11 protein-coding genes are annotated in these 12,551 nt (G+C 47.5%); 9 read left to right on the forward strand and 2 right to left on the reverse strand.

The genetic code is table 11. From position 1 onward, the window contains the following. Positions 1 to 85 precede the first annotated feature (85 nt). Positions 86 to 316 carry a glutaredoxin family protein gene (locus BLQ13_RS25140; RefSeq protein WP_090924451.1) on the forward strand — a complete coding sequence of 77 codons (231 nt, stop codon included), beginning with the start codon at positions 86 to 88 and terminating at the stop codon, positions 314 to 316. Between the two features lie 294 nt (positions 317 to 610). On the opposite strand, the gene BLQ13_RS25145 is transcribed toward BLQ13_RS25140, so the two are convergent. Further along, on the reverse strand, positions 611 to 808 hold the full coding sequence (locus tag BLQ13_RS25145; RefSeq protein ID WP_090924452.1) for a hypothetical protein: 198 nt from the start codon (positions 806 to 808) through the stop codon (positions 611 to 613). 152 nt (positions 809 to 960) lie between these two features. Continuing rightward, positions 961 to 2,124, reverse strand: a complete 1,164-nt coding sequence (locus BLQ13_RS25150) for an ROK family transcriptional regulator (RefSeq protein ID WP_090924453.1) — start codon at positions 2,122 to 2,124, stop codon at positions 961 to 963. Between the two features lie 409 nt (positions 2,125 to 2,533). Here BLQ13_RS25150 and xylA point away from each other — a divergent pair, with 409 nt between their 5' ends. The 8 genes from xylA (at position 2,534) to BLQ13_RS25190 (ending at position 12,526) form a co-directional block, all read left to right on the forward strand. Continuing rightward, the gene (gene xylA, locus BLQ13_RS25155; RefSeq protein WP_090924454.1) at positions 2,534 to 3,850 is read left to right on the forward strand and encodes a xylose isomerase; all 1,317 of its coding nucleotides are present in this window, start codon (positions 2,534 to 2,536) and stop codon (positions 3,848 to 3,850) included. A 343-nt stretch (positions 3,851 to 4,193) separates the two neighbouring features. Further along, a complete protein-coding gene (locus BLQ13_RS25160; protein ID WP_139168945.1) occupies positions 4,194 to 4,619 on the forward strand; it encodes a hypothetical protein in 426 nt (141 codons plus the stop codon). Between the two features lie 55 nt (positions 4,620 to 4,674). Then, positions 4,675 to 4,881, forward strand: coding sequence for a hypothetical protein (locus BLQ13_RS25165; RefSeq protein ID WP_090924456.1), 207 nt, complete (start codon positions 4,675 to 4,677; stop codon positions 4,879 to 4,881). A 368-nt stretch (positions 4,882 to 5,249) separates the two neighbouring features. Further along, positions 5,250 to 6,743, forward strand: a complete 1,494-nt coding sequence (gene xylB, locus BLQ13_RS25170; protein WP_090924457.1) for a xylulokinase — start codon at positions 5,250 to 5,252, stop codon at positions 6,741 to 6,743. Between the two features lie 224 nt (positions 6,744 to 6,967). Next, the gene (locus BLQ13_RS25175; RefSeq protein WP_244159460.1) at positions 6,968 to 7,717 is read left to right on the forward strand and encodes a glycosyltransferase family 2 protein; all 750 of its coding nucleotides are present in this window, start codon (positions 6,968 to 6,970) and stop codon (positions 7,715 to 7,717) included. A gap of 1,048 nt (positions 7,718 to 8,765) precedes the next feature. After that, positions 8,766 to 9,836, forward strand: a complete 1,071-nt coding sequence (locus tag BLQ13_RS29225) for a glycosyltransferase (protein ID WP_090924515.1) — start codon at positions 8,766 to 8,768, stop codon at positions 9,834 to 9,836. An 877-nt stretch (positions 9,837 to 10,713) separates the two neighbouring features. Then, a complete protein-coding gene (locus tag BLQ13_RS25185; RefSeq protein ID WP_090924458.1) occupies positions 10,714 to 11,352 on the forward strand; it encodes a bifunctional 4-hydroxy-2-oxoglutarate aldolase/2-dehydro-3-deoxy-phosphogluconate aldolase in 639 nt (212 codons plus the stop codon). Between the two features lie 211 nt (positions 11,353 to 11,563). After that, entirely contained in the window at positions 11,564 to 12,526 is a 963-nt protein-coding gene (locus tag BLQ13_RS25190) for an alpha/beta hydrolase (RefSeq protein WP_244159466.1), read from the forward strand. The last annotated feature ends 25 nt before the right edge of the window (positions 12,527 to 12,551 follow it).

Consider the following 12,551-nt stretch of genomic DNA (forward strand, 5'->3'; position numbering starts at 1 on the left):
AAAGCCCGATGTTTAAACAGTGCTTCATTTAGCTTATAAATAATTAACCATATATAACAAATAATAATTCTGAGGTGAACTAAACATGGAAAACGTAATTGTATACACATCCACGAACTGCCCGAACTGCAAATCCGTCAAGACTTTCCTGGCTGATAAAGGTATTGCTTATGAAGAGCGTAACATCGAGACAAGCGACGAGTTCGCACAACAAGTATGGGATATGGGCGTACGTGCAGTTCCTTTGACTGTAATCGGTGAACACCGCATTCTGGGTATGAATAAAACACAATTTGCTAAAGCATTGGACGCTTAATTCATGCTTGGCTAGCTATGGTTGCTGGCTATGTAGTTTAACAGAATTGAAGCTATTCCGGTTCGCGCGAGCCGTTTGAATATAGAAGTAAGATTGGGAAGGGACCGTACCGTATAAGGTACGGTCTTTTTTTTAATTTTTCTGATGTTGGAAGAAATGGGAGGAAAACAAAAAGAAGACGCGTAAGACAACGTCTGGACTTGAGGACATTGCGCATAAGCGTCTCCTTTTTAGTCGGAGCAACATCATTTGCCTTTGAGTATAGGAGTACATTCAAGCGTAAAGAATTCTCCGCTAGAAAAAAATACTCATGCATGTCTGAAATACGACATACACCAGTAAGCCTGACAGCATGTACATGAGACCAGCCTTCTTTTTGCTCTGAAAAAAACGAAGTATGCCCAGGCTGAACAGGGGCGCAAGCACAATCAGGAACAGGAGTACGGTGACAAATACTGGCGCCGAGATATCTGATGTATCCACGTAGGTCACGAGTTTCACTCCGTTTCATTATCGGATAACACGGCAACGATAACGCTGCCATGACAAAAATCACATAATCTCATTATACCTCTGGATTTCTTTAACAAAAAGGGAGGAAATGGGGCGAAATCTTGTCAATTTTAATGATTTTTAGCTAAATATTAAACAGAGACCCTTACATTACCTAAAAATTGGGATATTGCAGAATAAGCAGCCCCTATTCGAGTCGAACGGCTACCAAGTGCAGCCCATTCCACTTGCAGACTTCGACGGTGATAAGGCAGAGTACGTTCCTCGACCACCTGTTTGAGGGCTGATTCAATCCAAGGTTTAGCTTCCGAAAGCGGCCCGCCAATAATAATACGCTCCGGGTTGAAGCTATTTACGATGTTGGTAATGCCAACGCCCAGCTTGCGTCCGATGATATTGTATAAGGCGATCACGTCCTGATGTCCATCCTGAGCATGTTCAACCAGTTCCTTGGTCGTATGTGCAGGCAGGTGCTGCTGATCCGGGTGTTCGTATACTTTTTCCGAAGCATATAACTCCCAGCATCCCCGATTACCGCAAGAACAAGGCAGTCCCTCTGCTTCAATGGACATATGTCCAGTCTCACCCGCGTAACCCCACGCACCCTTATATAATTCACCATCAACCATAATGCCTGAACCAATCCCGATCCCTGCACTGATATAGATCAGATGACGCACACCAACACCTGCACCAAAGTTTAATTCGCCCCGTGCTCCCGCGTTGGCCTCATTATCAATCGTGACGGGAAGCTTGAAGCTTTCTTCCATCATGGATCGCAAGGGCACCATCTCCCACTTCAAGTTGGGCGCAAACAGCACGGTGCCTTGTTCATCCACCATCCCTGGAACACCGATGCCTATGCCAATTACTCCATGCGGAGAGGGGGGAGCCTGCTTTATCAGGTGACTAGCGGCCAGCTTTAATTGTTCAAATACAGACGTTGCATCGTGCTGCTCCAGGTCGATGGCATATTCAGCAACGATATGTCCTTCAAGGTCGGTGAGTACTCCCTTCAAACGCGTTACGCTCAGTTCCAGACCTACAGCATATCCAGCCGTACCTCTAAAAAGCAGCATTAGCGGTTTACGTCCACCGCTGGATTCTCCTGGCCCAATCTCCTGCACCAACTCATCGCTGATCAGATCCGCTACCAGATTGGAAACCGTTGCTTTGTTGAGACCGGTCACTTCGGACAATTTCGCCCGGGAAAGGGGGGCATGACGGCGAATCGTATCCAGTACGATCGACTTGTTTATTTTTTTGACCAGCATCTGGTCTCCGGTAATTTTCATATCGATAAGGCACTCCTATTCTTTCTCTTTTTATATAAATTGAACTGAACAGATTTACACGGACACTTCGATGACAGAATAACCTTTCGATCGCTGTTATCCCCAGATTTTTCGATTCCCCTATTAAAGGGGAAAATCCGGTGATAAATGCGAACACTTCGCTTCTACAGGTTTTTTCTGTCCTCTCCGTTCATGTGTAAATTAAATGGTTCAACTTATATAAGTAAAGGCTCTCATGTACATCCGCTAAGAAGCTATTCGACTATTATAGCGTAAACGAACTAGGAAAAAACAATTTTATTTTTACTTTGTTTAACCAATAGACAAAGTAAATCTGATGTGTTAGGATAACGGTGTAAACGATTTCTTAAACAAACTCTTTTAAAACTTTTGAGGAGGCATTTATCACATGGCCTATTTTGAATCCGTTAATAAGATTGCATTCGAAGGTAAAGATTCCAAGAATCCATTTGCTTTTAAACATTATAATCCACAAGAAGTTGTCGCTGGCAAGACGATGGAAGAACACTTCCGTTTCGGTATGGCTTACTGGCACACATTAACTGCAGGCGGTAGTGACCCGTTCGGTGCCGAAACAGCAGTACGTTCATGGGATAGCTACTCCGGTCTGGATAAAGCGAAAGTTCGTGTGGAAGCGGCTTTTGAATTTATGGAAAAAATGAATCTGCCATACTACTGTTTCCACGATGTAGACGTGGCTCCAGAAGGCGCATCACTGCGTGAATTCTACAGCAACATCGATACGATCGTTGATTTGCTGGAAGAGCACATGAAAGCAAGCGGCAAAAAGCTGCTGTGGAACACGGCTAACATGTTCTCCAACCCACGTTTCATGTTTGGTGCAGCATCCACTTGCAACGCAGATGTATATGCTCACGCAGCAGCGCAGATCAAAAAAGGTCTGGAAGTAGGTAAACGTCTCGGTGCAGAAAACTATGTCTTCTGGGGCGGTCGTGAAGGGTACGACACATTGCTGAACACGGACATGCAACTGGAGCAAGACAACATTGCTCGTATGTTCCACATGGCTGTTGACTATGCAAAAGAAATCGGCTTCGACGCTCAGTTCCTGATTGAGCCTAAACCTAAAGAGCCAACAAAACACCAATACGACTTCGACGCAGCAACTTCCATTGCGTTCTTGCAAAAATATGATCTCGACAAACAGTTCAAACTGAACCTTGAAGCGAACCATGCAACGCTGGCTGGTCACACATTTGATCATGAAATCCGCGTAGCGCGTATCAACGGCATGCTCGGTTCCCTGGATGCGAACCAAGGCGATCTGCTGATTGGCTGGGATACGGACGAGTTCCCGGTTGATATGTATGATGCTACTCTGACCATGTACGAAGTGTTGAAAAACGGCGGTTTGGGCAAAGGTGGCGTAAACTTCGACGCGAAAGTTCGTCGTGGCTCCTTCGAACCTGAGGATCTGTTCCTGGCTCACATCGCAGGTATGGATACGTATGCGAAAGGTCTGAAAGTCGCTTCCAAGCTGATCGAAGATCGCGTATTCGATGAATTCATCGAGCAACGTTACAGCAGCTTCAACGAAGGCATCGGTGCAGAGGTTGTTGCAGGTAAAGCAACACTTGCTTCCCTCGCGGAGTATGCTTTGAACAACGAAAACCCACGCAAAAACCAATCCGGACGTCAGGAATTGCTGAGAGCAAAGCTTAACCAATACATCCTGGCTGACTAGGGTGGGTCTGAAAACGCTGAAGGAAGCAGATTTTGCCGAATTTTCGTTCCAAACCAGGAAGTTTACCGCAGGCGTGCCGGGGCACGTCAAGGGAAAGTGACGCAGTATGGGGCGAAAAGGGGTAAAAGATGCACTTCAGTGGGTTTCAAGACACGCCCCGATAACAGTCTTAGAGGAAGAGTAGATTCCTGCCCAAGCGTACTGCCTATGGCTAGATCATTGCCGTAGATAAAGCAGGAATCATACCTCTTCCTACTCGGTGCAAAAGTATGTTGCACCCTGGACGTTGAATAAGCGTGACATTCAAACCGTCCCCGCTTTCCTTTGGGAAGGCGGGGACGGTTTGTTGTCATTGTTGGCCCCCGAGTTGCCCCAAACGAGTACGTTTGTACCGTTTGAAAGCAACGTTAGAAGCGGCATGCAGAAACGGAGTGGGCAGAAAGAACCCGGAGAAACGAAGTGTTCGCATTTACAACCGGATTTCACCCTTGAAGAGGGGACAGTGAAGAAATCCGGGAGTAAGGGGCGATCGCAGGGTTTTCTGCACGCGGAGTGGCTCAGCATACCGCACCACCAACGCTTTATGCTTTTAAATAAACCAATGATGATTGAAATGTCATTGGAACCCACGTTGCCCCAAACGAGTACGTTTGTACCGTTTGAAAGCAACGTCACAAGGTACATGCAGAAACGGATTGTGCAGAAAGGACCCGGAGAAACGAAGTGTTCGCATTTACAACCGGATTTCACCCTTGAAAAGGGGAAGTGAAGAAATCCGGGGGTAAGGGCGATCGCAGGGTTTTCTGCACACGGAGTGACCAGGCATGCCGCACCACCAACGCTTTATGCTTTTAAATAAACCAATGACGATTGAAATGTCATTGGCCCCCGAGTTGCCCCAAACGAGTACGCTTGTACCGTTTGAAAGCAACGTTAGAAGCGGCATGCAGAAACGGAGTGAGCAGAAAGGACCCGGAGAAGCGAAGCGCTCGCATTTACAACCGGATTTCACCCTTGAAAAGGGGAAGTGAAGAAATCCGGGGGTAAGGGGCGATCGGAGGGTTTTCTGCACACGGAGTGACCGGGCATGCCGCACCACCAACGCTTTATTCTTTTAAATAAACCAATGACGATTGAAATGTCATTGGAACCTAAGTTGCCCCAAACGAGTACGTTTGTACTGTTTGAAAGCAACGTTACAAGGGGCATGCAGAAACGGAGTGAGCAGAAAGGACCCGGAGAAACGAAGTGTTCGCATTTACAACCGGATTTCACCCTTGAAGAGGGGACAGTGAAGAAATCCGGGGGTAAGGGGCGATCGGAGGGTTTTCTGCACGCGGAGTGGCTCAGCATGCCGCACCTAAGGTTTCAATCCTGTATAAACGAAAGGAGTATACTTATGAGTTATGTGATTGGCGTCGATCTCGGAACGAGCGCGGTTAAGACCGTTTTGGTCAATCGTGAAGGCAAAGTGGCATTTGAAGCATCGGAGGCTTATCCGCTCTATCAGCCTAAGGCTGGGTATAGTGAACAAAATCCAGAGGATTGGGTGGAGCAGACGATCGTTTCGCTTCACAAACTGCTGGAAGTATCAGGCGTGCAGCCTTCCGAAATCGAAGGATTGAGCTTCTCGGGCCAGATGCATGGGCTAGTACTGGTGGATACAGAAGGCAAACCACTGCGCAATGCCATCCTGTGGAATGATACCCGAACGACAGCACAGTGCCGCCGGATTGAGAAGGTGCTTGATAGCAAGTTGCTCAGCATTGCCCGGAACCGTGCATTGGAAGGGTTTACGTTACCTAAAATCTTGTGGGTGCAGGAAAATGAACCTGAATTGCTGGAACAAGCGTCTTTGTTCCTGTTGCCAAAAGACTACGTACGTTACCGCCTGACGGGCGATTACGCGATGGATTATTCCGATGCAGCGGGTACGTTGCTGCTGGATGTGGCAGGTAAACAATGGAGCACGGAGATCGCATCCGCATTTAATCTGCCGATGACGCTTTGCCCGCGCCTAGTTGAATCATTCGACGAAGTCGGCACCTTGTTGCCTGAGATTGCAGAGCAAACAGGCTTGGCGCCAGCAACCAAAGTATTTGCTGGCGGTGCCGATAATGCCTGCGGTGCAATTGGTGCAGGCATATTGAGTGAAGGACAGACGATGTGCAGCATCGGGACGTCCGGAGTTGTTCTCTCGTACGAAGAACGAAAGGATCTCGATTTCGAAGGGAAAGTGCATTTTTTTAACCATGGTGAGAAAGATGCCTTCTATATTATGGGTGTGACGCTGGCAGCAGGATACAGTCTCTCCTGGTTTAAAGACACCTTCGCAGCGGACAAATCATTTGATGCTCTTCTACAGGGCATTGACCAAATTCCGGCAGGAAGCAACGGTCTGTTGTTCACGCCATATATCGTAGGGGAGCGCACACCTCACCCGGATGCGAATATTCGCGGCAGTTTTATCGGCATGGATGCCGGGCATAAACTGGAGCATTTTGGACGTGCTGTAATGGAAGGCATCACCTTCTCGTTACGTGAGTCGATTGATATTTTGCGTGGTGCAGGCAAGACGGTCAATGAGGTGATCTCCATTGGAGGCGGAGCGAAGAACGAAGCTTGGCTGCAGATGCAAGCGGACATTTTCAATGCAACGATTGTGAAGCTGGAGAGTGAGCAAGGTCCGGCGATGGGGGCAGCTATGCTGGCGGCTTATGGCAGTGGCTGGTTCCCGACAATGCAAGAGTGTGCGGCGGCGTTTATTCGTCCAGCGAAATCTTACGTACCAAACCCGGAGACGGTAGCGGTATATGACGGTTTGTTTGCCCTTTATCAAGAGGTGTACGGACAGACACGCGGCTTGAATGATCGTTTGGCGGCATATCGTTAAATCGAAGGTTTTCATAAGTAGTCCGTATTCAAAAATAAACAGAATAGAAGTATCCTGATCCAAAAGCATTCGCGCAAGCGAGTGCTTTTTTTGTGTTAGGTGTGAAGTAAATCCCGAGGTGGCTATGCGGGAACACTTTGCCCTGCATAACCGGATTCCAGCTTAGCATAGATTGGATATAGAGGGTTTGCGTCTAAAAGAACCGGAAGCATGGGGGTGTGGGGTTGGAAGAACAGGAGCAACACAAACGGGAACAGGGCAAGGAACGACCAGTTAGGAACAGGCCGCATATCACCTTATCCATGATTGTATGCAACGAGGAGAAGCGATATCTTAGGCAGGCACTTATGACACATCGTGCATGGATTGATCGGGCTGTCATTATTGATGATGGAAGCACGGATGGGACGGCTGCCATGTGCAAAGAACTTTTACACGGTATCCCTCTTGTACTAGTGCAGAATCCGGTCTCGCGTTTTTCTGATGAAGTGAGTCTGCGAAAGCAACAATGGGAGGAGACCCTTTCAACTAACCCGGAATGGATTCTTAATCTGGATGCAGACGAGGTTTTAACGCCGGATTTTGGTGTTTTGAGGGATGACCTCTTAAGTGGAATGGAAGAAGCTATTTACTTCCGTTTATATGATATGTGGAGTGAGACTGCGTACCGGGAAGATATGTACTGGCAGGCTCATATGTATTATCGGCCTTTTCTAGTCAAGTATCGTCCCGGGATGGTCTATGAATGGAAGGAAACACCGCAGCATTGCGGACGATTCCCGTTGAGCATTCAGCATCTGCCCTATGCCTGTCATCCCCCGCGAGTAAAGCATTATGGCTGGGCAAGAGAGGAAGACCGTGTTCGCAAATATGAGAGATACCAAACACTGGACCCCGAAGCAAGGTATGGCTGGAAAGAGCAATATGAATCGATATTGGATGCAGAGCCACGGCTTATTCCATGGTCTGATTAAGGGAAGGAAGTGAGCATCATTGGTGAAAGACCCGCTAGACCGCAAAAACAGTAACAAAAGTGTTCAAGGTGAACCACAAGCGGATACCATACCCTCCAAATCTCAGAAGGAGAACCAACATCAACATCCACAGCCACAGGAAAAGGAAAAGGATGAGGATGAGGACATCTCGCAAAGTACCCGTGAGCGTATCCTGATTGCTAGCCCTGTACGGCAGACAGCTGCCATTCTGAATGAATTTCTGAATTCCCTGCAGAGCCTTGAGCGAAAGACGGTGCGTACAGACTATTTGTTTGTAGATGATAATGAGGAGGAAGCCTCCTCCCAAATGCTGAACGATTTTGTACTTCGACATAACGGTAAGGTGATTCATGTTCGCGATATGAATGGTACGGAGAGTGGAGACGCGGACGATCCAGGGAACTACAACAAAGATGAAGGTGGTCACTACTGGAGAAACGAACAGGTATGGCGAGTGGCCAGGCTGAAAAATAACATTTTACAGTATGCACGTGAGCATCAATATGATGGCGTGTTTCTGATCGATTCTGATCTGGTGTTGCACCCTCGAACGCTGGAACAACTGGTATCGAGTCAAAACGAGATTGTATCCAACATTTTTTGGACCAGCTGGCAACCGGGAACAAAGGAAATGCCGCAGGTATGGCTTCAGGATGAATATGCACTTTATCGGCGGGGTGGTTCAGCTCTCGAAGCAACAGAGGCGCAGGATGAGGACGCACAGGCAAGCGCCTTTCTAAACCAGCTACGTATTCCGGGTTGTTATGAGGTGGGCGGGTTAGGCGCTTGTACTCTAATTCGGCGATCTGTACTTGAAGCGGGAGTGAATTTTGACCGTATTCCGAATGTTTCTTTTTGGGGAGAGGATCGTCATTTCTGCATTCGTGCTCAGGCGTACGGGTTTCAACTGTTTGTGGATACCCACTACCCAGCCTATCATATCTATCGTTTGTCCGATTTACCGGGGGCGGCGGCCTATAACCGCAGAATTAAACGAGGCGAAGAGGGAATTCGAATTAGCTTATGTATGATTGTAAAAAATGAAGAAACTTCCCTCGCCAGATGCCTGGACTCCGTAAAAGGAATTGCCGATGAGATCGTCATTGTGGACACAGGTTCCACGGATCGTACAAGGCAAATTGCGGCTCAGTACACCGACTGTATTTTCGATTTTGAGTGGGTGGATGACTTTGCGGCGGCGCGTAATTTCGCCTTCGACCAAGCTTCCTGCGAATATATTATGTGGCTGGATGCCGATGATGTGTTTGAACCGCAGGATCGCGCCAAGCTGATCGCATTGAAACAGTCGCTTGATCCGGCTGTGGACAGTGTAACGATGGATTACAACCTCTCCTTCACGCCAGAGGGCAAGGTCTCGTATAGTCTACGGCGAAATCGTCTGGTGCGGCGGGATCGCCAGTTTCGCTGGATTGGTGCAGTGCATGAATACCTTGCTGTAGCAGGCAATTTGCTGCATAGTGATGTGGCTGTGACCCATAAGAAAGATAAGGTGTATACAGATCGAAATTTGCGAATATATCGCAAACGTGAACAGGCCGGTGAAGACTTCTCACCGCGTGACCTCTATTATTTTGGCAATGAACTGAAAGACCATGCTTTTCATGAGGAAGCCATAACTTACTATGAGAAATTTCTGGACACCGGACTGGGATGGGTGGAGGATCGGATCGCCGCCTGCCAGAAAATCGCGGATTGCGAGGCAGTACTGAAACGTCCGGAACGGGAATCAGCCGCGTTGTTCCGTTCCTTTGCCTATGATTTGCCTAGAGCAGAGGTGTGTTGCCGACTGGGGGGATATTTTGCAGATAGAGAAGACTATCGCCAAGCTATATTCTGGTACGAACAGGCTGTGCAGGCGAACCGTCCAGGTGATCCGATGGTTGTACTGAATGAAGCCGCATGGACTTGGATGCCGCATCTGCAATTATGTGTATGTTATGATCGAATGGGCAATCGAGCGAAAGCGAAGGAGCACAACGATATTGCCCTAACTTATCATCCAACTCACCCAAGCATGTTGTACAATGATCGATATTTCAAGGATTTGGCGAAGGAAAGTGTAATGGAGAACGCATAGAATTTAGTTTAATGGGTTTGAATAGCGATACATGATCAGCGCGTTAGTTGCCATAATGCATGTAATGCACGGAAATGTTGCATGTGTAACTCCTCCTTTTCAAAAAAACTAGAATGAATCCCAAGGTTAAAAGAGTCCACCTCTTCGCGATGAAGAGGTTTTTTGTTTCTATTTTAAAAACCAAAATTAAGGTAGTGTGCTCACAGGGGAGAAAATCGGCAGTGTTATAAATGAAGAATTTAAGTAACAAGCGGTGTATCTCGGAGTGGATGTTAGAATGTCGGAGCGGTTATTACATTACGTTAATGGGATTCATGGTGCGTGGGTAATTGGCTCCGACTTTATTCTAACGATCACAGGAGAGCTTATTTCAAGACTTTTGGGGGTTTGAAAATTCTAATGATCACCACAGACGCTATTTCGCCAAAAATGGACAAAATCGGGTGAAATCATAACTAATTTGAGTAAATAAGCTCTCTGGAGATCGTTAGAAAATAAAAAGTGGCGAATCAGGCCAAATAAGCTCACTGGTGATCGTTAGAAGATTTAAATACTATAATGCTATGCCTAAACCGAATCGGCTTTCATAAATTGCAACCACATAATGAAAATGTCTTGATGTCTTGATGTCTTGATGTCTTGATGTCTTGATGTCTTGATGTCTTGATGTCTTGATGTCTTGACACCACTGGTGGACTTATTGTTGCTTTGTTTAAATTCCCTATCTTCACATCACTATGTCCACAGTACCTATTATGGATTAATGTATTTCGTTCAATGGAGCATATGCATTACAATAGTTTTTAACGGAAAAGCAGTGTACACCAAGACGGGTCCTCGGCTGCCGAATCTGAACGAAGTAAGGGAGTGAATGGATATGAATCTGACAAAAGTATTACTCGAATCCAGACTGGTCGCGATCGTTCGCGGTATAAGCCGGGAAGCGGCGGTGACAGCCGGTCAGGGAATGACCGAAGGCGGCATTCGTCTAATGGAAGTCACGCTGAATACACCGAATGCGCATCAGATCATTGCTGACTGGCGCGAACGTCACGAAGGACAAGCCTATGTCGGCGCAGGCACGGTACTCAATGTGAGCATGGCGAAGGAGGCCGTGTCTGCAGGGGCACAATTTTTGGTATCCCCCAATGTCGATCTGTCTGTCATTGAATATGCTGTAGAACACGGTGTTGAGATTTGGCCCGGGGCCATGACGCCTACGGAGATTGTTGCTGCGCATGAAGCAGGAGCACGGGCTGTTAAGCTGTTTCCTATGGCTAGTCTGGGTATTCCATACCTGCGTGAAATCAAGGCGCCTCTCGATCACATTCCACTGCTCGCAACGGGTGGTGCGACGCTGGAGAATATCGCTTCCTATTATGAGGCAGGTGCAGCCGCAGTAGGCTTGGGAAGTGCACTTTTGCCGAAAGAAGCTCTGAATTCAGGAGATAGCGCACAGATTGCAGAGCGAGCGAGAGCATTTGTGAAGGCGGCGACAACGAGAACAGACCAGTAGACTGCGGTTAGGTAACGGTAAGAGTAAAGGCACTGGAGTAGAGGTTTTAATTTAAGAACAAATAAGTAAATTAGGCGTAATGGGGTATATATATAAAGAGTTTACAAGGTTAATCGTTATAACAAACAAAAAGTGGAGATCATTTAACGTGTAGTTGATCCTGTTATCGTATGATAAGCGTATGTCAGTAGCCAGAGAGGAGAGAGGCCTTGTGAAAGCGAGAACGATGATTGGCGGTATGTTGGCAGTGGCCGCTGTAACTGCGGGTGGTTTATGGAAGGCAGCGGTAAAAAGCCAGACACCCAAAAAAATTCCGATTACGTTGACACCGCCGATGCCTTTTGAGGATATTACCTTTGAAAGTGGAGGGGGACAGGTGCAAGGTTGGTTCATTCCAGCGAGACCCGATGTTCCTAAACCCTGGCCGCTCGTAATCATCGCACATGGCTGGGGTTCCAATCGCTCTCGTGTATTACGCTATGCACGCCCCATCTGGGAGGCCGGGTATGCACTGTTTATGTATGATGTACGTAGTCATGGAGCCAGTGATCCTGTTCGTGCTGCATCGGCCTATCTGTTCAGGGACGATCTACTGGCTGCGTTGACCTATGTATCAGGCCGATCCGAGATTGATCCCGAAGCTATTGGCGTGCTGGGGCATTCCTTAGGTGGACTGGGGACGATTCTAGCAATTACAGAAGGCATTCCAGTTTCGGCCGTGGTTACCGACTCCATGCCATCCCAATTTCAGGTGATCGTCAGTTCGGAGCTGAGACGCCGGCGTTTGCCGCTGTTCCCCCTGGCACAGTTGATCCCCCGAATCTGGTTTTGGCGGTTAGGTGAGTCTTTAAAGACTTATCAGCAGAATGATGCCGTAATGATGCTGAATGAGCGGAGAAGAAGCATGCAGTTGCCATTCCTGATGGTACACTCCAAAGGGGATAACTTTATTCCGCCGAGTGAACTGGAATATTTTATGTCCAAAGCCGATCCGCCGGTAGAGCATCTATGGGTTAACAGTGAAGGACACAGTTGCTCAGAGGAAGACCCGGCTTTCTGGGACACGGTGATTCCGTTCCTGAAAATGCATGTTCGTTCTGCTCCAGAGCGAGTTACGCATGATGAAGCTACAATAAATCAGGACGGAACAGATATGCATCATAGTGCAGGTTGATAGATGGAAACGCCAACTTGATTGG

The sequence above is a fragment of the Paenibacillus polysaccharolyticus genome (assembly GCF_900102085.1).
GTDB lineage: Bacteria > Bacillota > Bacilli > Paenibacillales > Paenibacillaceae > Paenibacillus > Paenibacillus polysaccharolyticus.